This is a genomic window from Qipengyuania flavescens (genome assembly GCF_029688735.1).
In the GTDB taxonomy this organism is placed as follows: Bacteria; Pseudomonadota; Alphaproteobacteria; order Sphingomonadales; family Sphingomonadaceae; genus Qipengyuania.
Genome location: NZ_JARULD010000004.1, coordinates 1 through 23,209, shown reverse-complemented (window position 1 = coordinate 23,209; position 23,209 = coordinate 1). Strand labels below are relative to the sequence as shown.

Genomic DNA, 23,209 nt, shown 5'->3' with positions numbered 1-23,209 from the left:
CCCTAATTCCCGCTGTTTCGCACGATGTTTTGGCCGCGCAAAGGCGAACTACATAACTGCGACGTTGCTGATCGGATTATAACTTACTGTAGCCATTCCAAGACTAGAGACACCAACTGGGTCTGCGATCTTGTGCCGGTCGCCCGCATCGCGCTTTTGACTTGGTTCCGCACCGTGTGAATCGAATGGTCGCTGGCCTGCGCGATGTCCTGCAAACTCTGTCCCGCAGCGAGTTCGATTGCCAGCTTCATTTCGCGGGGGCTCAAGGGCATGGGATGACAAGAGTTGTCGGCCAACTGATCGATAGCGTCTGATGGTCCGGAAGCGACTGCGAGGAGCCTGCACGGCTCCGCCTCGTCATGGTGGAAATGGATATACCTTACGACAATATCAGGATTGGGAGGAATTGAAACCAGGCGTTGTGCACCTGCTATCCCGACCCCATCCGCCCCGGCTGCCGGGAAATGCGAATGCGCGGGACAGTTGGCTTCTATGGCATGCCCCATTCGTTCGAGCGTCTCGAACGCGTACCGGCCTGCCATTCCGTCTATCCGTCCTGCGGAGAGGAGCACTCTCACGCGGTTGGGAAATATCGTTCCCAGAATAGAGAACAACTCTTCGCAGTCGGCCATCTGCTCTTGGTCCACCTGGAAATCAGGAAAAAAGAGAGGCGGGATCTCAAGGAAGATCCCGCCTCATTATCGACCGGGTTGCTCTTAGAAGCCGATCAACACCCCAGCGTTGACGCTCGTAACATCGAGGTTTTCACCCGTGGCATAGCTGCCGCGCAGGAAGGCTCCGGAATTCGCCCCGATCTCGGCGAAGAGGCCGGCACCGATCTTGAAATAACCCTCAGGATCGACGCCCTGCAGCCGGAAGCTGTTCTGCGGCGCTCCGACATAGGCGACATCCCGGAACGAGGTGTCATTGTCGTCGAAGTGGTAGGACAGGCTCACTTCGGGACGCAGCATGGCCAGACCCGTTTCGAAGCGGGTACCGGCACGGAGCCCGACTGACGGAGTGAACACCGTCTCACTCGCCCCCTCGACCACTAGGCCGACCGAAGCCGCTTCCTCTTCGGTGAAACCATCGAAGTCGAATTTGCGGAAGGAGAGCTGTCCGAACGGTGCGACCCAGCCGCCGCCAAAATCGAACATGTACTCCGCCCGCAGGTCCCCTCGAAGTTCCGTGCTGTCGAATTCGGCAAGCGCGGTCCGGGAAAGGGTCGGCATGGTACGGGATGCATTCCAGTCGCTCCAGCCGTAGACCAGATCCGCAGCGACGGCGAAATTGCCGAACGTCTGGCGACCATAGGCTCCGATCATCCAGGTGTCGGCTTGGGCAGCGAGAAGCCCTTCGCGGGCGTTCGCATCGATCCGGCCATAGCCGACGCCGATGCCGATCTCACCGCTGCCGGTAGAGACACCGAACCCGACCGAACCGCCGTAATTGTCGGCGTCGATGTCAGAGGAGCCGATAGCGCTGTCGCCCTCGATCTCGACGAAGTCGCCGGATGGCGCCATCCACAGGTTGAAGCCGCTGGCGCCGAGGGCAACACGGTTCGAACTGATCGCATCCACGAATGGTGCGGTCGTCTCCAGCGTGGTCAACGAGCCGTAGAACTCGCCCGAAGCCAGGTCGTTCAGCGCTGCGGTTACCTGCTCCATCGTCAGCAGGGTGTCGAAGCCAACGAAGATGTTCGCCAGGTCTTGAGCAAGGACGAACTGATCACCGCCGATCCCGATGCCTCCGGCCGAACCGGCCTGGATTGTCGCGACAACGTCGGGCAGGGCCTGACCGAGCGCTGCGCCCGCAGCAGCCGCGTTCGCGTTGCTGGCGACGGTTTCGTAGCCCGCCCTGTCGGCGCTTGCGAACACGATCGTCCGCCCGCCTTCCGTGCGGGTATCCAGATCGAAGCTCACGAAGTTGGACCTGCCGCCAAGCGTTACATCGGCAGTGGCGGTCACGGCTCCCGAGACACTGGCGATGTCTACCGTCTGTCCGTCGGTGAACAGGCCTCCGGTAGGCGAAACCAGTTGCACCGTCCCTCCGAGATCGAGGTCTCCGTCAACCGTGAGGAAGCCCGTTCCGAGCGAGGCGAAAGCCTGCCCAAACGCATTTTCCGGCGTGGTGAAGAGGCCCGAGGCCAGACCGATCTGCTGGACCGCCAGCGGATTGTTCGAGAGGCTGACGCTCGAATAGGAAGGATCGACGACCCGCACCAGGGTAGGCGTCACACCTACCGACAGCGTACCGCTATCGGTCTGCGTGAAATCTCCGTTCTGGTACACTTCCACACCGTCGATTGCGGTTACCGTCGCGTTGGTACCGAATAGGGGCGCCGGGATGGTCACTCGCGAACCCAAGACCAGGCCGGCCGAGTTGGAGATGTCTCCCCGGACACCGAAGACCCCGCCCTCGGCAGTCGCCAGCTGGATCTCGCCACCGGTGATCGCGAACGTTCCGATATCGAGCGTGTAGTCAGCAAGACTGTTCGTATTGCTGACCGGTGCGAAGTCGGCACCGGTAATGAGAAAGACGCCGGCACCTGTCTTGTTCAGTAGGTTGACGCCAAGTACGCGAGCGCCACCGGCATAGGCCGAAAGGTCGCTCATCGCCAAGATTGCCGGATCGACATCGCCGAAGCTGTCGCCGAGCGAAGCCAGTGCGAGATCGGCCAGACCGAGGTAGCCCGAGCCGTTTAGGTTCACCGTGGTGTCGGTGAAGCGCTCGCCGCTTTCCTCGTCATATTCGGCAATTACGCCCCCGCCGGTCACCGAACCGGAATTGAGGTTGATCGTACCGAGGATAGAGCTGGTGCGCACGCTATCGTCAATCTGCCCGAACACTCCGGCCAGGGAGATCGTACCGCCGAGCAGACCATTCTGCTCGACTGCGTAACCCTGTTCGATGGCGGTGGCCAGATCCAATACCTCTTCCTCGCCGAGCTGGGTCAGCGTGTCGGTCGAACGCGTGGTGTAATTGTCCACACTGCGACCGAGGTCGAGATCGCCGCGGAGGACGCCGTTGTTGACGACCGTGCCGTCGACCGCCGCGAGCGCGACATCGCCGGTGATGAGCCCGTTGTTATTCAGAACCGCCGACCCGCCGCTGGCGACATAGGTCGTGTCGGTTTGATCGACCCGGGTCACATCGTCGAGATCCGTCCGCGTGGTGGTCGAGGAGACGTTCTCGAACAGAGAGTCTAGCGTAATCGAACCGAAGATTTGGCCGCCGTTCGTGGCAGTGGCGAGCGTTGGGCTGACAACCGTGACCGAGGCATCGTCACCGTCATAGGCCGCTCCGCCATCGAAGCCGATCCGCCCGTCGTTGGTGAGCGAGGAGTCCCCCCCGACGACGCTCGACGAGAAGGTTTCCACCTGCGAGGTCAGAACCCCGGCCTCGTAGGTGTCTTCCCGGGTCGAAGCCGTGTCAGAGAAATAGGCGCCGATCTGCATGCTCGCCCCGCTGGTCGCGGCCAGCACCGAGCTGTCGCTACCGATGGCGACCGACGAACCGCTGCGCCCGACGACGCTGATGTCGCCGAAATTGGCCGGCGTATCGAGTTCCGCCGCATCCACGACGAGGCTGGCAGTGCCCCCCGTCGCTGTGCTGCTTTCCTGCTCTGCATAGGCGGTGTTGACCCCGTCGACGGTGGTGCGCTGATAAGCAAAGGTCGTGTCGCTGCTTCCGGCGAAGACGGAAATCCCCTCGCGAACTTGGCCCGTGACGGTTGCTGCGGCATCCCCCGCGTCGGTCGACAGCAGAAGATCGGTGCCCCCTGCGAAGGCGACATCTCCATAAGCCTGCGGCCCCAGATCACCGTTGCCGATCGAACCGTCGACATCGGCCGTCACATCGCCGCCGGAAGCGACGACACTCTGGCTGTAGTCGTCGGAATAGATGATGCCGTCAGCCGTGATTTCCTCGGTCTGGGTCCGGTCGTAACCGAAGACCCCATAGCTGCTAATCTGCGAAACCGAGCCGCCCACGGTCCCGTCCGCGGACAAGGTGAAGCTGTTGGCACCGCCCGCGCCGTTCATCGTGACCGTGCCGGCGACGGTACCCTCGCCGATGGCAACCGAGACATCGCCCGTATTGACCACCTGCTGCAGGCTTTCCGTGAAGGTTTCGGTGCTGCCCACAAAGACGCCATCTTCGTCGAAGTCCTGGCTCAGGGTGTAGGATTCGGCGTAATCATATCCGCCGAATCCCTGTGTCGTCAGATTGAGCGATCCCTCGATCATCCCTCCATTTCCGATTTGGGCGCTGGTCGAGCCCGTGGCGTAGAGCGAGGCGCCGCCCGTCAGGCGACCGCCATCTACCGCCAGCGAACTGGTGCTGTCGGCCTGACGATTGGTTTCCTCATAGGCGTAGGTGCGATCGAAACTGCGCTGGTCTCCATCGGCGTCGAAGGTGGATTCACGCACGTCTGCATAGACATAACCGTAGTCGGCACCGGTCGCATTGCCCGTGAAGTTGCCGAAGATGGTTCCGCTTACGAGGGCTGTACTGTCACCATTGGCGAACTGGCTGACGGATCCATCACTGGCGCCGCCGAACGGCGCGAACTGGACGGCTCCGTTCGTTCCGGCGTAGACGCCAGTCACGTCGCCTCCGCTGGAGGTTTCGGCATAGGTCTGATCGTCGGTCCGCGAAACCGTGGTGCCGCCATCGGCTCCGGGCACGAAGACTGTAGTTTCGACCAAATCGCGGGAATAGGCTGAATCGGTCGCCTGGCTCTGCGCGAAGGTCGTTCCGATAACCGCGCCCTCGTTGACGATATCGGCGCTGCCAGTACCCGATACGCTGACACTACCGGTAACCAGACCGCCGTCGGCGTTGGCAAAGGCGGCGTCGCCCCCCAGATTGACAGAGGACGATACGTCTTCGTTGGTGCTGATCGAAGTGACAATGCCAGTCGCCGCGTCGGTTTCGGTGACGAAGCCGGAGGCATTGGCGTTCTGGTTCTCGAAGGCGTCCGACTGGACGAAAACGTCGCCGTTGATACGCCCGGCATTGGTGACCGAAGCCGCGGTGTCGCCGCTCGCGCTGACGCTCACTGGAGCCGTTGCATCGAGACCGATCAGGCCGCCGGTCGCATTGACGATCGACGCACTTCCGCCGGTATCTGCCGAGCGCGAATAGCTTGCAGAGGCGCTCGAGCCGGCGCCGTCGTTCTCGCTCAAGAAGCCGCTCTCGTTCTCGCTACCCGAGGCGGAAGCCGAGACCGAGCCGGTGATCACCCCGGCATTGCCAACCGAGGCATCGCCGTTTGCGAAGGCGTTGACCGAACCGAAGGCCGTGGCAGTTTCGCCCAATTCGACCGAGGCGTTCCCGCCGTTGCTGGCTGAAGTGTTCGCCTCGGCGTAGCTACTGGCCCCGGTAGCTCCATCAGAAACGAATTCGTTGGTAAAGGTATCGGCCGACCCGCTCGAAGTAGCCTGGACGAAGCTCGGGGCGTCGGCGAGACCGACGGTACCATCCACCGCGACCTCGGCGCCGCCGACACCGTTGGCCGAGATGCCACCGGTTACAGCGCCCGATTCGCCTACCGACACGCTAGCGAGGCCGCCGACGCTCGTGGAACTCTGATCGGTAGTGGAGGTGAAAACCGCTCCGACCGATGAGGTTGTATTGGTGTTTGCGGAGTCGGTAGCATTCGACGTGGCGAAGGCTCCTGCCGGCGCGGCGGTGGTCCCGATCGACCCGTCGATCTCGACATCGGCGCCAGAGCGCCCGTTCGCCGAGACGAAGCCGCTCACCGAGCCCGTTTCGCCGACAGCGACGCTGGCGGTCCCACCGATAGCGGTGGTGGAGCTGGTGCTCACCGAAGAGGAATCCGCTCCGTCGACCGTCGACACCGTGGAACTGCTGCCCTCAACCGTGTTCGAACTTGCCGAGACCGTACTGTACTGCGTTTCGGAGCCGACCGCTCCGTCGATCGAGACTGACGCTCCTTCCAGACCATAAGCGGTGATAGCCCCGGTATTGGCGGTCTCTCCAACCGCGACCGCGACCGAACCGCCTTCGCGGCCGTAGCCGGATGAGGTGGTGGTCGTCGTCGCCGTGCCGGTGGTTTCGGTCGTCGTGGTGGACGGATCGGACACGAACTGCTGCGATCCGGCGATGACGTCGCGCAGGTCCGAAGCCGCGGCGTCGGTCGCCGTCGTCCCGACGTTGCCGTCGATAGCCAGGGCGATATCGCCGCGCGTATATATTTCCACGCCAGGGTTGAAATCGCTGTCGATGTCGCCGGCGCTGGTGAAATCGACGGCAGCGTCGGATGCGGTCGCGACGATCACGCCGTTGCCCAGCAGCCCACTATTGTCGAGGCTGATGTCGCCGCCAACGCTATAGATCTGCACGCGACCGGAGACCGAGCCGCTGTTGTCGAGGCTGAAGGTATTCAACTCATCCGCGTCATTGCCGACATAGAAGATGCCGACGCGGGCCGCGTCCTCGCCGAGGTCACCGGCATTGTCGATCTCGACGGCGCCCTGCTGACTGGGAGAGACGTCCCCACCTGGCTGATCGACCGTAGCATCGGCCTGCACCGCCAAAGTGACGTCGTCGCCCGCCACTCCCGCCATCGCCGCATTGACTTCCGCTGCAGTGCTGTCCGCCGTGCAGGTAACGGTGCTGCCGTCCGTCGTGCACGCCGCCTGCGCCGGAGCTGTCAGACCGGTGATGAGTGCTGCGCTCGCTACCCCGAGCGCGAGCTGAGTTTTTTTGCTGGTCATTCGATGAACCCCCAATATCCCTGAGTAAAACTGTTCGTTTCTCCGCTCTCGATATTCGTGCGGATTAGGGGCGCTATCGGATAACCGGCGTTCGCAAAGCGCTCGCCGAGAGTGAACAAAGCGCTCAAGTTTCGTGAAAAATTCGCTTATTGGGCTATTAACCCTTTCCAAAGCGGGGGAAGTCCGCAAACGAAATTGAAACCGCCTCGGCAATCGACAGAAGGCGGGGCGGTTCGCATCCAACACACTCTGAGGTCGGCGCGGCGACTGACGATATGGGGCGCAATGGGCAGTGAAATTACATCTAGGCTCTATCTCCTTGGGCCTCCGAGGTTGGAATCCACCACGGGCGAAAGGATCGAGATATCCAGTAAGAAGGCGGTTGCGCTGCTGGCCCTGCTCGCCACGGCCGACAGACTAGAGCGTTCGCGGGTCTGGCTCCAGCAAGTCCTATGGGGATCGCGTGGCCAGAAGCAGGCGCAAAGCAGTCTGCGGCGCGAACTGTCCAATCTCCGCACCCTGCTTGCGCGTCATGACCTCGACATCCTGGACGTCGGCCAGCGAACGGTGTCGCTTAGGGCCGACAAGGTGACGATCGACTTTCTCGAGAATCCCACGCACCATCTGCAAAGACAGTTTTGCGAGGGGGTGGATCTAGCCGGAGAAGAAGGCTTCGAGGATTGGCTCCGCGCCATGCGATCGGAACTCGAAGAGCGCTCCGCACCCGGCCACAGGCATCTGGAGCGCTCTGCCCCACCTGCCCATCCCACAGGACGACTCAAAGCTCAGATCGCCGTGATGCCCACCTCGTTAGTTCGGTCTTCGGACGGAGCACGGTCGACCGCCGACCGCACCTATCATTCGCTCGTCGATTTGCTCACGAAGGTGCGCTGGCTGCCAAACGTCGCCGCCTACGATATCTCGCCGGATCAAGACGGAAAACTGTCGAGCGAAACAGTCTCGGAACGTCTCGGCGTGCGCTATCTGGCACGCTCGGAAGTCCATGAGACCGACGGCGGGACCGAAATCAATTTCGCGCTGCTGGAAATGCCGGGGCGGATCATTCGATGGACAGAGACCCGACGGATCGACAGGGGAGACAATGCGAGCTTCTCGGCCGAGATAGCGCGAGCGGTCAATTGTTTCGGAGCGACATTCGACACTTGTGAGCAACGCCATTTCCGGCTGGGCGAGCCCCATGAACCGCTCGATCTCGCCGAGCAGAATTGGCGGATCCGGTTTCATATCGATCAATTCACCCGGGAATCCTTCGACCTCGCTAGGTCTCTGATCGAATCTGCCATGGAGCGCTATCCCGAGAACGGTGAGCTTCTGATGCTACGGGCCAATCTGGAACTGTGGCAGCACTGGATCGACCGGTCGGATACCTCCGCCTCTTCCCACCTCGCTCCGCTCATTCGCTCGGCCATGCGGGCCGATCCCACGGATGCGCGGGGGCATCTGTTTCATGGCATTCTCGACACCTGGCACTATCGGGGGGGCACGGCGATGCAGCACCTAAGGCGCGCCTGCGAGCTGGATCCGAGTCTAGCCCAGGCCTTCGTGCATTTGGGGGCGGCTCATTATCTGGCGGGAGATGCCGAGAGTGCGGTCGCTCCGCTCCAGCATGCTCTCTTTCTCGCTCCTCTCGATGCCAAGCGCTTCTTTGCCCTCGGCGAACTGGCAACGGTATACTGGATGCTCGAGCGCTACGACGAAGCTATCGAAATCGCTCAGACGATCAAGACCACACATCCGGGCTACGTACTCGCGCATGTGATCGAAACAGCCTCGCACAGCTGTGCTGGGCGGTTGAAGGAAGCACGCAGCGCCCGGAGCGAGATGCTCGAGGGAAATCCCGCCCGATATAGAGCAATGCTCGACTGGATACCTTTCCAGGATACCAGTTGGGTAAGAAGATTGAGACGAGCGGTCGAATTCGACGATGGCGACCGGCCTCTCCTTTACTCCGTTGGAAAATCCTGAGCGATGACGATGTGGAAGTATGCCCGTCTCCACTCCGACCGGCCGGGCGACATCCTCCCGGAACCCCGCGACGTTCCGCCCTTCGACATTTCGCGCCTCGGCTCGAGAAAGTTGAAGGCACGGCTGACGGCCGCTCTCTATCGCAGGCTCCTTTGGCCCATACTGCGAGTCCTTCAGATTTTTGCTCCCGTCGCGAGAATCGGAGGATTGACGGTCCTGACCCGCGATCGGGACGTCCGCTTGGTGCTCGAGCGCCCGGAGCTGTTTCCCACGCCGTTCGGCCCGGAAATGAAGGCGCTCGCCGGAGGAGCGACGTTCCTCCTCGGTCTCGAAGGCGCAGCCCACGAACGCCAAAAGAAGATCATCCAGAGGTTGATCGATCCGAAGGCTGATCTTGCGCTGGTCTCGGCGCTCTCCTCCGATTTTGCGGACGCTTTGCTCGAGGCGGCCAAGGGGGAGATAGACGCTCAAAGCGATCTGATCACTCGTGTCGCCGCGGAAGTCTGTTGTCGCTATTTCGGCTTCGCGCCAGGCGACGCGGACGAGTTCGCGCAGTGGACCATCGCTTCGTCCAACTTCCTATTTGCAGATCCGATGGGAAAGCCCGTGGCGGCCGAATTGGCAAGCGCGGCCGGCGCCCGACTTCGTCCCTTGGCCGATCGTGCTTTGGCGTCGGCCGCGAGCATGGCATCCCCGCCTGATACGCTCGCGGGCCGGATCGTGCGGATGGGACGGGAAGAGGCAGACGGCCCGACACACGCCGAAGCGCGAGCGATACTGATCGGTCTGGCCGTCGGATTCGTCCCCACCAATGCGCTCGCCGGCGGAAAGATGCTCAACCTGTTGCGGAAGAACCGCAAGGCGCGCAAAGCCGCGATCGTGGCCGCACGTGGCCACGACACCGCTGGTCTCGAACGAATCCTGCTCGAAGCGGGTCGGCTCGATCCCGCTCTGGCTCCGGGTCAATGGCGTTGGTGCCCGCGCGAAACCACGGTCGAGCGACCCGACGGCTCGACCTTCACCATTCCTGCACAAAACGTGGTTCTCGTGTCGACCATGGCCGCCTTACGCGATCCCCATGCCTTTCGTCGCCCCGGCACCTTCCAGGCCGATCGCGAAGGCAAGCCAGATCTTCTTTTCGGCCATCTCACGCATCGATGCTTGGGCGAATATCTTGCGATGGCGCAGATCACCCCGACTATTGGAGCGCTCTTGCGATGCAAGGGCATCGACAAGTCGCTGGCGAAGCTCCGCATGGAATGGCTGGGTCCCTATCCTCGCCATGCCCCCCTCACCTATTCCCGATCGCCTGACGAACACCCTTCGAACGGGTTCGACCAGACTGGGCTGCTCTTTGCCCTGCCCCTTCCGAGTGGCACGGACGCCGCGTCGCTCAACCGGAAGATCGAAGCGGAATTCTCTTCCAAATCAATCCGCGACACCCTCGATTCGGCCGGGACCGTTCATTTCCTCTCTCTCACGGCCGCCGATCTTGCCGAGGACGACGATGTCCGGACGATTGCACTCCTCGAAATCGACATGGATGGTGATTTCTCCCATGCAGCTGCGGTCATCGCGGCCATCGAGGGTCCCTTGCGACGCGTCCTCGAGCCGACAGACTTCACCGGAGCCGGGGAATTCGTAGACTATGTCTTGGGCAAGCGCGTCCGCGTACATGGAAAGCCCTGGGGGGCCACCGCGCTGAACTTCTACGGCATGCCAGGCCTTTCGGTGAGCGAAATCGCCCGCGAGGACAAACTGTCACGTTATGTCCGGCAAGCCATCGATGCCTACCAGGCGAAGGAACTCGGCCGAAGCAGCCGCCCGGCGCTCGTTCTGGGCCATGTCCGGCGCCTCATCCGTCAGGATCCGAAACTGGCGAGTGATCCAGACTGGCGTGCGCTCGCCGCCAAGGGCCGGGAGTTCGAGACGCTGCTTCTGAAGCCGCCCGGCTGCGAACCTGCGTTGTCACGATGGGATGCCGCCACCCGTCCGACGCTCTGGCACATCGTGTTGCGCTCCTCGCTGTTCAGGCGCGTAGCGTTGGGTTTCACGACCATTGCTGTGATCGCGGGAACGCTTCTCTACCTCGTTCTCGATCCGGGAAACGGGGATCGTGCCGCGCTGTGGTTGTCGCTTCCCTGGCTGGCTCTTCAGAGCCTGTTGGCGACGCTGGCCTTGTTCGCTTTGATCTTCGGCGCCGCCGTCGCAGTCTTGCGGTGGAAGGAGATCCGCGATCCGGTTGATACCGAACGTCCCACGCTGGCCCATCTCAGGACCCTGGCGCAGAGCGAAGATCTACCGGGTTACGTCAAGAATCACATAACCGTGGTCACGCCTCTCAAGCGGGGGATTTTTCGTCGTTTCACCCTCGCCTTCGCCTTGTGGGGTATCGGTCAGGTAGTGACCCATTACTTCAGGCCCGGCTTCGTTCTCAGCATGGGCACGATCCAGTTCGCGCGATGGGTGCGATTGCCGGGCACGGATACGATGATCTTCCAGTCGAACTACGACGGGAGCTGGGAAAGCTATCTGGAAGATTTCATTACGCGGGCGCACATCGGGCAGACCGCCGTATGGTCGAATTGCGAAGGCTTTCCGGCAGCCCGTTATCTCATGGGCGAGGGAGCGCGCAACGGCGACCAGTTCAAGCACTACGTCCGGCGCAAGCAGATACCGACAGCCTTCTGGTATGCGCGGTTCCCCCATCTGACGGCCGACCAAATTCGCCGTAACTCATTGATCCGAGACGGCTTAGCCAGAGCCGTGAGTGACAGCCAGGCGAGAGAATGGCTCGCTCTGTTCGGATCTTCCCCGCGGACCGACAGCGAGGTAGAGAGCGAGGAAGTTCAGGCCATCGTCTTCAACGGCTTCGGAAGGCTGCCATATGCGACCTATATACTCTTGCGCTTGGCGGACGATTCTGAGCGGACTGCCCGTTGGCTGCGTGCCCTGACTGGTTTTCCGCTCCAGTGGGCCGACGATCATCTCAAAACGCTTGCCGTCAATGCCATTGACGTCGATCAAACGCTTGCTCAACAGTCTCGCATCGCCTTCGGGGAAAACGATCCTGTCGGGGGAGCCGTTGCGATCGGGATGAGCGCTAGCGGCATCCGCCGCTTGGTGGGCGACGATCATCCCCTCATGGACCAATTCCCCGGCCAATTCGTGATGGGCATGCGCGAGCGGGCGGCGCGTCTTGGCGACGACCCAACGACATCCCTCCGGTGGGACGACGCGATGGGACGGTCTTCCGTGGACGCGATTCTGTGCGTGTATTCCGCAGATGCGGAAGACCATCGCGCGAGACTGGCGTTCCAGTTCGCCCTCGCTTCTGCGCATGGAGCTCAGGTGGTCGATTGCCAAGATGCCCTGCCTCTGGATCAGACGGGTTTTCCAACGGACCACTTCGGATTTCGCGATGGTATGGTGCAGCCGGTCATCGAGGGTTCTCTCAAGGGCGCTCGCGATCGCAACCCCGACGATGTAATCCCCGCGGGAGAGATGGTTTACGGTTACCGCAATGCGCAGGGATATTTCCCGCCCTCGGTGACCGTTCCCGTACAAGACGATCCTTTCGACATACTCCCCGATACGGCAAGCGCCGCAAGGCGCTATCCTCGTTTCGGCCGAGCCCACGCGCCGCAGACGGTTCGCGATTTCGCCCGAAACGGCTCTTTCATGGCGGTTCGCGTTCTCGAGCAGCATCCCGAAGAGTTCGCGCGGAGCTGTGCCGATATCGCCGCTCAAACCCGGAACCGTTACCGCCATCTGAGCGGCGCGCTGGGATCGGTCGTCGATGCGGACTGGGTCGCGGCGAAGATGGTCGGCCGTTGGCAGAATGGCTCGTCGCTCTTGCGAAATCCCGCGCGGGCGGGTGAAGTCAGCGGGGAGGATTTCGTCCTGGACTTCGGACGGGACGATCCGAGGGGCCTCCAGTGCCCCCTCGGCTCGCATGTCAGGCGCGCAAATCCTAGGGATAGCCTTCAGCCCGGCGACGAGAAAGAAATCGCCATCGTCAACCGGCATCGGCTCATGCGCCGAGGACGTGTCTATGAAAGAGATGATGGCAAGGAGAAAGGGTTGTTTTTCATGGCCATATGCGGCGATCTCGAGCGTCAGTTCGAGTTCGTCCAACGCAGCTGGATTGGCGCACCCCATTTTCATGCACTGGATGACGAGGACGATCCGCTCCTGGGCAACGGCGGGGGATCGGCTCGGACCTTCACCGTCCCGACAGCGGGGGGAAGCATCAAGCTTGAAGGGTTGGGCCGCTACGTCACCCTTAAGGCGGGAGGCTATTTCTTCCTCCCCAGTCGTAGTGCACTGCTCTATCTGGCCAATTGCAATGCGGGTTCGGAGGGTCTGCCGACTGCCCTCCCGATGGCGGTGCTAGGTCCTAAGAACCAGAACTGAGCGCGGGGCGCGGCAAGCTGCGAAAAACCCACCCTGGTGTCTTGCAACGTTCCCCGATGTCACGAGCAAGGGGTAGCAATAATCGTCTTGTGGCGGAACGGGTATGGCGGATTTCTGCTCCCGAAAAGCGCCAGTCCGCTTTCGATTAATAACCACCCATCATATGTCTGTCGGTTGAATTTGAGAATCCTAGAATTTCGCGAATCTTCGCTAGTGGCGCACCCGACATGAAAGAGATGGGCACGGTAGTCATTGGGAAAATTCTGGTCTCACTGTCCTACTATCGTCAGCTTCGCGCCCTCATCTCATTCGTAGCTTCCCCGATTTGCTCTCCCCAAAAGCGGACGCGAAGCTAGTCTTCCCGGGAGTGGATGCCTTAGCAACACCTCGGGAAAAGTTCAGCTTGACCTACCGCATCTGCGTTTCCGGCAACAAGTTAGAACCCGCTGCGTTCTTGACGAAGCAGACTGTCGAGCCCGAGGGTTCCGTTCAATGGGCTTTAAAACTAGTTTTCAGAAGGTGAAAAAGCAGGAGCCTTGTCTGAAGAGCCGAGCTACGATAATTTACAACTTATGCATCCGCTTCAATGCAAGATGGCCCGAGCCGGCTTAGATTGGTCAGTAGGCGACCTAGCCAAAAAGGCGGGGGTCGGTGATGCGATTGTTACGCGCTTCGAAACTGACGGGACGGTCAGCCCTGAAGACCTCGGCAGGTTGTTTGATGCGCTCGAGCTTGGCGGAGCGATGTTCACCGCCCAGGACAAAAAGTTGGGTGTTACCGTATACTACGAAGATAGATAGGCTGCTGGAGCGCACATTGCACTATATGACAGCGAGCTGACGATTGGTCAGCGCGCCGCCATATTGACGTTGCAGTCGGACCTTGCGTTCCAGATCATCGATAATCGCGCCACTGAAATCCACTCCGCTGAGGTCTTCCATAAAGCTGACACCGCCGGGTGTATCCACGTTCAGTTCGATCATCTTGTCGTCCACAATATCGAGACCGGCCAAATACATTCCGTCATCGATCAGTTTGGGTCCGACGATTTCCGCGATCGCCAGCGCTTTTTCGTCGGGAGCCATCATCTCGACCCCGCCGCCAGCCGAAATGTTCGACCTATGATCCTCGGTTTGGCTAAAGCGATGGAGGCTGGCGTAAGTATTTTCGACCATCAGCGGGCGTCCGTTCAAGGTAATCATTCGCAGATCCCCCTTTTTGGCCGCGGGAAGATACTCCTGCACAATTGCATAACCGTCCCGAATAACGGCTTCGGTTATCTGGTTAAGATTCTGCCGGTTCTTCTTGTCGACAAGGAAAACGCCCTGGCCACCCGAACCCTGCAAGGGTTTGATAACCCCCTTGCCACCATGAGCGTCGAGGAATCGTCTGACCTCCTCAAGTTCGCGGGTGATGGTCGTCGCAGGACGCACGCTTTCTGGAAAGCCCTGGAAATAGGTCTTGTTGACTGCATCGGTCAGATGCCGCGGGTCGTTGAGCACAATCGTCCGCTCGAGCGAGGCCAGCTGCGCGAACAGCAGGCTGGATGTCGGTGCCCAGCTACGCGAGACCAGTTCTTCAGCAGGATCGCTACGGAGCATAAGGATGTCCCACTCGCTGAGTACGATCCTGGTCCGCTCGAGTTCGGTGTCCTGCAGGTGCGCCAGATAGACGGTGTCGTCTTCGAACTCATCGATTTTGCTGAGAATGGCCATGGCACAAATGCCATCCTCCCAGTCGTAGATGAAGTCGCCGAGCCCGATGAGCGCGACCTCATGTCCCCGCATCACCGCTTTACGGGCGAGGCGAATTGTCGAGTAATTGTCTTGCTCTGTAGCGACATCGTTGACAACGAAAGCCAGCTTGATCCTCTCCGTAGTCACTGCGGTGTCTCCTGATAGAGTGCCTGAAGGGGCAATTTGCGCGCTTGGGCGAGCCGCTGGCGAGCCGCCTCATCATCATAATAGGCCGGGAGTAACTCGGGACGTTGTAAGATGCCCTGATCGATCAGCTTTTGCAGACTGGGCAATTGCTTCAACGCAAATTTACCGAGGAACAGAATCTCGAATTCGTCATCGTGGCTGAGATAGGCAATGAGTTCTTCGAGCCCTTTAAGATAGAGCGCGTCTTTCGTCAGACCGCCTCCGCGCTTCGCGCGCACCGCGGTGTCGAATGCATCTTTCGAGCGGATCCCGTGTTCATCCACCAGGCAGGCGTAGATCTCGGCCCCCTTCTCTTCTTCTACAGCCATGTGTGCGGCAACAACCCTTGCGGCAAGGATGCGCAACCGTTCGGCGGGAAGGTACCCGGTGAGATATTCACCGAGGACCGCAAGCCCTTCCTGCAGGACATCGTAGTCACAAAGCCCTCCCGCCAATGTGTGCAGCGGCTGCCGACGTCCGTTATGGCGCGTTACGACATGGGTGCCTATTTCGTGGGCGATCAGGGGATTAACCCGGTGTCGCGAAGTGCGGTAATCGTGCGCAACATGAAAATTACCCGCGGAAACGTACATCGAGGTTCCCGGTGTGGGGTCGATCACCACTGCACAGCGGAAGTCGACGGCCCGCTTGCGATAGCCGGAAATCGCAGCTTCTGCCGCTTCACAGACCTCGATGACGCCGACATCCTCGTCGTCCGCAGGAAAGATCGGGACGGTTTCCAGCAGGTCGAGCGCGGTCTGGAGAAGCCGTTCGCTGACATGCCCAAAGAGATCGATACTCGCCAAAATGAAGCCGTCCCTGTCACGCATGCGCACCAGTTCGATCTGCCGATCAAGCTCGCGCTGCTTCTCGAGCATTAGCGCCTCGATGAGCGGGTTTTTGATCTCGCGAACGGGCAATTCGAAAAGCTCGCTGCGGAGTACCGGCGCATCCCGGTCAAGTCCCTCCCCATACTGGCTGTCTGGCATCGACCGGAAGGCGGAAGCCTGAAAACCGTCCCAGATCGCGTCAATATTGACCGGAGTCAGTCGCTCGAGCCAATCGATTTTGCGGTCCATTTTCGCAAGCGCTCGATCAACACCGATTGCGGCCTCGCAAAGTGGTTGGTCGCCGATTTCTTGGCTACTTCCCTCTGGCATGAGGCTTGTCATGTTGGCGACCCCGCCTCGATCCGTGCGTGGTCAGGCGCTGGGTGTGCAGCGAGCCACTTGCGCGCCTCGTCTACCGCCGCAAGGAAGCCCTCGCGCAAATCTTGTAGCGCGAGGATGTCGGCCGAATGGCCCCATTCATCCATGAATATTTTCTTATATTCGAGCGTTATCACGCAGGCGGCATCACCATATTCGGCATGTAGCCATTCGGGAAAATGGCCGCCATCTTCCCAACGAATATTGGTACCAACCTCTGGAATCCGGCCATCAACTGGCCGCGAACGCAGGGCATCACTGAATCGTTCGAGCAGTTCGCCATAAAGATCTTTGTTCAGGGTTGTAGCCCCGAGGTCGATATCGGGGCTGACCCGTGGATCATCCGGTTCCGCATCGCGCCCCTCTCGCCGGTGATTGTAGCTATGCACATCAAGCACAAGAATTCGCCCATGCTCTTCAATCATTGCCTCCACCCGCTGGGCGATCCAGTCGTAGAACCGCCCGTGGAGCGCAAGCGAGCGCACTTTTTCCTGTTCGGGCAAGGCGGGGTTCCAGATACGCAGCCCCCAGGTATCTTCGGGATCAGTGGTTACTGCACTTTCTGGCGGTCGATTAAGATCGAATTCGAAGCGCGACCGGTTGGCCCGGACTACAGTGTCGCCGGCGGCGAGAAAAAAGTCGGTCAGTGGATCTTCTTCGCGCAAACGCTCCGCCTCGCCGATCTCCAGCCAGGGCTTAAGGGATTCCCGGATCGTGTGGCCCGCGTGTACCGCGGCGATCAGTACCGGTCCGGGCTGTGTCACGATATCCCAGGGGGCAGTCGTTTCCGATGATGGCGTCGCGGTCTGCTGCATGTTGAGCCAACGGAGCCGCGTAGCAGGTGTTCCGAGGACCTGCGGACGCGGCATCCGACGCCTTGTCACCTTCCAAGATAGGCGGAGGTCAGCAGGAGCGCCCCGAATCCCAGCGCGAAGGACGGGCTCGATATACGGCGCTTGGCCTTCGGCTGGTCGGCTTCGGGTACGATATCTTCGATCGTCGCGGTCAGCAGTAGGCCCGCAAACACGGCCAGTACGAAGCCCGTCAGTAAACCCCCGGCTCCGGCCAGTATGGTATAACCTGCGAGCGCTCCGATCACCGGAAGCAGCGGGTAGATCGCCAGCGCGCTTAGCCGGTGCCCGCGCGTAATCTTTGCCGAGCGAAAATTGGCAGCGATGGCGAAGCCGCCCGGCAAATTGCCCGCAACTTGAGACAGGGCCAGCAACAGTCCCAGTTCGCGCGCCACCGCTCCCCCGCCGCCGGTCATCAACCCATCGGTAAGTAAGTCAACGCCCACTGCGGCATAGGCACCCCAAGTGGTCGCACGGCCTGCGGCGCTACCCATCCGGTTGCGGATCTTCCGTGTGGCCTTGGCGATACTCGCCGAGCAGATTGCCCCGACGATCAGCGCCCCGACCAGTAGCCAGGCCTCGATCCGCTCCTGCGAACGCGGGATGAGTTCGATCGCGGCAACTGCAGTGGCGATCCCTGCAGCGGCATGAAGCGCGCCGCCGACCAGCCATTCGGGCGGCTTGCGCCACTCGGCCAGCGCCACACCTAGCAAATTGCCCAACGAAGGCAGCAGCGCGAGAGCGAGTACCGCGATAAGGCCGGAGGACTCCATATCGTCAGCGGATCATTAGCTCGAGCGTGCAGTAGCCCTGGTCGACATCGGCAAGCGTTCCCTCGGCCCCAGCATCAGGCAGATGAACATGAAGCTCGCCCCGATCAACCCCGCTAGCCAGCAGGTCCAAGACTGGTTGACGCCGCAGGTCCAAATATTCTTCAGAATTGCGCCTCGTCGGTTATGTCGAAAGTGAAGATGTCTCGCTCGCCTTCTTTCTGGTTCCTGTCCAGTCCGACGACGCGGAAGTCCCGCTCCAGCGCTTCGCATAGCGAGCCGCCGATATTGCCAGTCGCCCCGGTAACTATAACGAGTGGCTTGGTGTCGGTTTTCGTGCCGGGCAAGCCTTCTCCCCTTGGTTGCCTCAGCCAATCAATAGATAGCGCTGCGCAAGGTTTCCCCTGCCGAACGGAAAGTCAGTTTGTCGCATCCCGTCACTGTATTAATCGGTGGGGCCGACCATAGTCTGCGGTCTTGTCATGCGGTCGTAATCCATTTCATTGACCCAGCCGGTCGCCAGTGCAGCTTCGCGTAACGTCGTGCCTTCTTCGTACGCACGTTTGGCGATTTCAGCGGCCTTGTCGTAGCCGATCTCGGGCGCAAGCGCGGTTACCAGCATCAGCGAGTTCTTCACCCCCTCGGTGATATTCTCGCGGCGCGGCTCCAGACCTTTCAAAAGGTTGTTGGTGAAACTGCAGCACGCATCGGCCAGCAAGCGCACAGACTGCAGGAAGTTGAAGGCAACCACAGGCCGGTAGGCATTCAGCTCGAACTGTCCCTGGCTCCCGGCAAATGAGATCGCCGCATGGTTTCCAAAGACCTGCACGCATACTTGCGTCAGCGCCTCGACCTGGGTGGGGTTGACCTTGCCCGGCATGATCGAGCTGCCGGGCTCGTTCGCTGGCAGCGACAATTCGCCCAGGCCGGCGCGCGGCCCCGATCCGAGCAGGCGGATATCGTTTGCGATCTTGTAGAGACTTGCCGCAAGCGAGTTCAGCGCGCCATGCGCGAAAACCAGCGCGTCCTGCCCCGCGAGCGCCTCGAACCTATTGGGCGCGCAGGTGAAGGCCCAACCGGTCTCCTTCGCCAGTTCATCCGCTACCATCCGCCCGAATTCCGCTGGCGCGTTGAGACCGGTGCCCACCGCAGTGCCGCCCTGCGCGAGTTCGAGAAGGCCGGGTAGAACCTGCTCGATCCGCTTGATCCCGGCGCGCATTTGCTGGGCGTAACCCGAGAATTCCTGTCCTACCGTCAGCGGCACCGCATCCTGCGTGTGGGTGCGCCCGATTTTGACTATGTCGTTCCATGCGCTCGCCTTTGCATCCAGTTCCGCGAGCATCGCCGCGAGTGAAGGCGCGAGCGACGTTTTAAGCGCCGTGACCGCCGCGACGTGGACTGCGGTGGGGATCGTGTCGTTCGACGACTGACTCTTGTTGACATGGTCGTTGGGGTGGACCGGAGACTTGCTCCCGACCTCGCCGCCAAGCGCCCGGTTGGCCAGATTGGCGATGACCTCGTTGGCGTTCATATTCGACTGCGTGCCCGATCCGGTCTGCCAGACAGAAAGGGGGAACTCCTCGTCCAACTCGCCTGCAGCGATCCTGCTGGCAGCGTGTTCGATCGCATCGGCCAGCGTCTCGTCGAGCACGCCCAGCTTGCGGTTGGCGATTGCCGCGCTGCGTTTCACCTGGCCGAGGGCATGGATCAGTTCGCGCGGGATGCGCTCTTCCCCGATACGGAAATTCTCTGTCGATCGCTGCGTCTGAGCTCCCCACAGGCGGTCGGCTGGGACGCGGATTTCGCCCATGGAATCGGTTTCCGTGCGGGTATCGGTCATGGCTGTCATCCTGGGCTGCTTGCTGTGGTCTCCGGTTCACAGACCGAAGGGATAAGTGTCTGCCGCGCCTTGGCGATCATCATGCTCTTCAAGCGGTTCGAGCGCGCTAGTCTCGTCGAACCAGCAATAGGCATCGAATTGGCGCGGCAGCACGGCTTCGCTGTAGTGGCTCCATCGCTCGGTCTCGGGGCGGTAGATGACGCCAATGAAGCGTTCGAGGAGCGGTTCGGCGAGCCGCTGCGACAGCGCGGGATCGGCCGCGAGATCCAGCAGGAACCGCTCTACCCCGCTATCGTGGCACGATCGCTCATAGCTATCCCGGCGCGAAGGGACGACGGACTTCACCTCCCGCTCGCCGTCCCAGTCGCTCGCGGCGCTGACCGTGCCGCTATGGGTGCCGAAACCGACCAGCGCGACATCATCGCCCCAGCGTTCGCGCGCAAGCTGACCGAGATTGTGCTCGCCACGCACTGCGCCCATGTCCGTGGCGCGCGCATCGCCGATATGGCTATTGTGGGCCCAGACCACCGCCTTGCTGTCGGGTCCGCCCTGCTCGAGCAGATGTTCCAGCGTGTCGGTCATATGGCTGTCGCGCAGGTTCCAGCTTCCCGCCCCGCCGTAATACATGACGCGGTAATAGCGCTCCGCCGAAGCAACCAGTCGCGCATTCATCGCCGCCGAGAAGCTGTCGCTATCGAGAGCCTTGTCGAGCAGGTCGCGACATTGCCGGACGACCGCCTCCTCGCATTCGGCGAAACCTTCGCGCAGCGCCACCCGGCCATAAACCGCCGGATCGGACTGCCAGGGATGGAGGCAGCCATAACGCTCGCGCGCAACAGCAGCGGCCTGCGGATCGGTCTCGTCGAGATAAACCAGGATAGCCTCGATCGAACCGGACATGTTGTAGATGTCGAGCCCGTAGAACCCGGCCTTGCGGCCCTCGGGTAAGCCGGTGTTGATGGTGCGCAAGTCCCGCAGGAAAGGCGGCATGACTGTGTTACGCCACATCCAGGTCGGAAAGCGCCGGAAAGGCGGCTGCGCACCTTCAGGCGGTTTCTGCCCCCGAACGAAGCGGTGATAGGCGGCGGCATCGGGCCAGTCGCCCTCGACGGCCACGATGGTGAAGCCGTGGCGTTCGACCAGCCGCCGCGTGATCGCCGCGCGCGCCGCGTAAAATTCGTGCGTGCCGTGGCTGCATTCACCCAGCATGACGACGCGCCTGTCCGAGAAGCGATCGAAGGCGGCGGCGAATTCCTCGTCGTCGATTTCGGGAAGCGGCTCGCACGCCTTTGCGATCGCTTCGGGCAACGGCACAGTCCGCATGCTGCGATGATCGCTGGCCGCGCGCGAACCGTCTTCGGCCACCACGCCTTCGAGCAGCGGGACGAAGCGCACCGGAGTGATGACCTGGCTGGTCCATTCGTCCTCGCCCGTCCGCATGATCGCGGTTAGTTGCTGGACGTCCTCCTCGCCCACCGGAATGACCAGCCGCCCGCCGACTTTGAGTTGCCGCTTGAGCGCGTCGGGCACGCTATCGAACCGCGCTGCGACCAAAATCGCATCGAAGGGCGCATCGTCCGGCAATCCCTCCAGGCCATCGCCCGCAATGATCTCGCAATTGTCGTAGCCCAGCTCCTCGATCCGAGCCGCCGCCTGCCTCGCCAGCGTCTCGTGCCGCTCGATCGCATGGACCTGCCCGGCAATGCGGGAGAGGACGGCTGCCGCATAGCCCGATCCGGCCCCGACTTCGAGCACGCGGTCGCCTGCCCCGACTTCCGCCGCGTCCATCATGCAAGCGACGATAAAAGGTTGGCTGATTGTCTGACCCGAAGGGATGGGCAACGCGGTGTCCTCATAGGCGAATTCTTCCATGCCGGGGTCGACGAAGACTTCGCGTGGGACTTCGGCAAAGGCGGACAGGATCGCCTCGTCGCGAATGCCGCGCGCGGCAATCTGATTGCGGACCATCAGCCGTCGCCGGTCGGCATAGTCAGTACCGCTCACGATGCACCTCCAGCCCGGTTGGCGAACACTACTCGCGTCCCCTGCCCGACCGCATCCGCCAGTTCTTTGGCATCCCAATTGGTAAGCCTTACGCAGCCATGGCTGGCGGTCTTGCCGATCAGTTGCGGGTCGGGCGATCCATGGATGCCGTATCCGGGTTTGCTCAGATCAACCCAGATCCCGCCCACCGGATTGTTCGGCCCGGGCGGGATGATCAGTTTTTCATCGGGACCCCATTCACGCCCGCTCGGATCGAAGGTATAGTTCGCATCAGGCGCTACCGCGACCACCTCCATCGAACCGGACGGGCTGGGAAATTGGGTGCTGCCCACTGTCGCGGGATAGCTGGCAAGGGCATTGCCCCGTTCGTCGAAAGCGACGACGGAATTGTCCGACTTGCGGACCTCGATCCGGGCGACTTGCGAAGGAAGCGTCTCCGCGCCATGCGCGACAACGGTTATCCGCGTCCCCGCCCGGCTGAAATCGGCCTTCGGATTGAGCGCCCGAAGCAGGTCCTCATCCATATGGAACCGGTCAGCGATCAGCTCCTGCGGCGAGGTCCAGCCAACACGCTCCAGCGCTGCCATCGCCGACATGGCGCTTGGCACACGAAAGAACGGTCCGTCCACGTCGTCACGCGTGATCGTGTAGGTCTCGAAGATCTCACCGGTCTGCGAGTTGATCAGGGATCGCATCAGCTGCGGATCGAGGCTTTCCTCGGCAGGAAGCCCGCGGGCTCGTCGGTAATGCCGGATCGCCCGCATCGTGTTGCCGCCCATGAGACCATCGATCACGCCGGGCGAATGGCGGCTCCGATCAAGCATAACCTGCGCGGCAAGCACTACGCGCGAACGAGCGCCAGAAAATGCCGTTTCAGGCACCGAGGGTGGGATTTTCAAATCAAGATCGTCGCCTTGCGTCGTCTCCATACCCGCTTTGGGATCGGATGACTGGGCGTGCGATACCGAGGGAACACAGAGAAGCGCGGTGGCGATCAACACCACTAAAATACGGTCAATACGAAGAAATCCAGGCATGGTTGACTAACTAGGGCGCCTGCGCGGATGTTCCGATCTACTCAATCCCGAAAAGGCTGTTGAGCGTACGATTTGATATTCGATCCAAGGCGCGCATCCGATGGACGCAAGCACCATCCCGGTTGCAGGCGGCGCTACCAAACGGAATTACCTGGTGGTGGACGCTGTGGACGGCGGTCGTGTTTCGCCAGATCCCAGGGTTGTGGCCTGCGGGGAAGGGCGGCGTGCTACACCCCGTGGGGCAATACGCCAGACGGTGTTCGATACATCATCCGCGACATATAGTACACCACGCACCTCATCGTACGTCACGCCCACGGGGCGCCCTCTCGCGTGTCCGTCTTTCAGGAAACCCGTGAGCAGATCGATGGGTTCGCCGCTCGGGCGGCCGCCGCGGAAAGGTACGAAGACGACTTTATAGCCCGACGGATC

13 protein-coding genes and 1 pseudogene are annotated in these 23,209 nt (G+C 61.3%); 3 read left to right on the top strand and 11 right to left on the bottom strand.

The window, feature by feature from the left end:
- Window positions 1–83 precede the first annotated feature (83 nt).
- Both P8R33_RS11385 and P8R33_RS11380 read right to left on the bottom strand, forming a co-directional pair.
- Window positions 84–647: a helix-turn-helix transcriptional regulator gene (locus P8R33_RS11385; protein ID WP_278329079.1), complete on the bottom strand. Its 564-nt coding sequence runs from the start codon at window positions 645–647 to the stop codon at window positions 84–86.
- A 69-nt stretch (window positions 648–716) separates the two neighbouring features.
- Complete coding sequence (locus tag P8R33_RS11380) at window positions 717–6,743, bottom strand: autotransporter outer membrane beta-barrel domain-containing protein (RefSeq protein WP_278329078.1); 6,027 nt, start codon at window positions 6,741–6,743, stop codon at window positions 717–719.
- A gap of 111 nt (window positions 6,744–6,854) precedes the next feature.
- On the opposite strand from P8R33_RS11380, the gene P8R33_RS11375 reads away from it, so the two are divergent.
- From P8R33_RS11375 to P8R33_RS11365, 3 genes are all read left to right on the top strand, one after another.
- Window positions 6,855–8,729, top strand: a complete 1,875-nt coding sequence (locus P8R33_RS11375; RefSeq protein ID WP_278329077.1) for a hypothetical protein — start codon at window positions 6,855–6,857, stop codon at window positions 8,727–8,729.
- Between the two features lie 207 nt (window positions 8,730–8,936).
- Complete coding sequence (locus P8R33_RS11370) at window positions 8,937–13,145, top strand: Dyp-type peroxidase (RefSeq protein WP_278329076.1); 4,209 nt, start codon at window positions 8,937–8,939, stop codon at window positions 13,143–13,145.
- Between the two features lie 536 nt (window positions 13,146–13,681).
- Window positions 13,682–13,945: a helix-turn-helix domain-containing protein gene (locus P8R33_RS11365; RefSeq protein ID WP_278329075.1), complete on the top strand. Its 264-nt coding sequence runs from the start codon at window positions 13,682–13,684 to the stop codon at window positions 13,943–13,945.
- A 21-nt stretch (window positions 13,946–13,966) separates the two neighbouring features.
- Here P8R33_RS11365 and P8R33_RS11360 read toward each other — a convergent pair whose 3' ends face one another.
- The 9 genes and pseudogenes from P8R33_RS11360 to P8R33_RS11320 form a co-directional block, all read right to left on the bottom strand.
- Complete coding sequence (locus P8R33_RS11360; RefSeq protein ID WP_278329074.1) at window positions 13,967–15,028, bottom strand: ATP-grasp domain-containing protein; 1,062 nt, start codon at window positions 15,026–15,028, stop codon at window positions 13,967–13,969.
- The gene (locus P8R33_RS11355; protein ID WP_278329073.1) at window positions 15,025–16,239 is read right to left on the bottom strand and encodes a tyrosine/phenylalanine carboxypeptidase domain-containing protein; all 1,215 of its coding nucleotides are present in this window, start codon (window positions 16,237–16,239) and stop codon (window positions 15,025–15,027) included. Before P8R33_RS11355 ends, P8R33_RS11360 begins: the two co-directional genes overlap by 4 nt.
- Window positions 16,236–17,090: an N-formylglutamate amidohydrolase gene (locus P8R33_RS11350; RefSeq protein ID WP_278329072.1), complete on the bottom strand. Its 855-nt coding sequence runs from the start codon at window positions 17,088–17,090 to the stop codon at window positions 16,236–16,238. The genes P8R33_RS11355 and P8R33_RS11350 overlap by 4 nt, the downstream gene beginning before the upstream one ends.
- A gap of 65 nt (window positions 17,091–17,155) precedes the next feature.
- A complete protein-coding gene (locus P8R33_RS11345; protein ID WP_278329071.1) occupies window positions 17,156–17,899 on the bottom strand; it encodes a ZIP family metal transporter in 744 nt (247 codons plus the stop codon).
- A 161-nt stretch (window positions 17,900–18,060) separates the two neighbouring features.
- Window positions 18,061–18,243 carry an NAD-dependent epimerase/dehydratase family protein gene (locus tag P8R33_RS11340; protein WP_278329070.1) on the bottom strand — a complete coding sequence of 61 codons (183 nt, stop codon included), beginning with the start codon at window positions 18,241–18,243 and terminating at the stop codon, window positions 18,061–18,063.
- 98 nt (window positions 18,244–18,341) lie between these two features.
- The gene (fumC, locus tag P8R33_RS11335; protein WP_278329069.1) at window positions 18,342–19,736 is read right to left on the bottom strand and encodes a class II fumarate hydratase; all 1,395 of its coding nucleotides are present in this window, start codon (window positions 19,734–19,736) and stop codon (window positions 18,342–18,344) included.
- A 36-nt stretch (window positions 19,737–19,772) separates the two neighbouring features.
- Complete coding sequence (locus P8R33_RS11330) at window positions 19,773–21,740, bottom strand: protein-L-isoaspartate(D-aspartate) O-methyltransferase (RefSeq protein WP_278329068.1); 1,968 nt, start codon at window positions 21,738–21,740, stop codon at window positions 19,773–19,775.
- The gene (locus P8R33_RS11325) at window positions 21,737–22,564 is read right to left on the bottom strand and encodes a L,D-transpeptidase family protein (RefSeq protein ID WP_278329067.1); all 828 of its coding nucleotides are present in this window, start codon (window positions 22,562–22,564) and stop codon (window positions 21,737–21,739) included. Before P8R33_RS11325 ends, P8R33_RS11330 begins: the two co-directional genes overlap by 4 nt.
- A gap of 360 nt (window positions 22,565–22,924) precedes the next feature.
- Window positions 22,925–23,209, bottom strand: a pseudogene (locus P8R33_RS11320) (hypothetical protein); the annotation flags it as partial.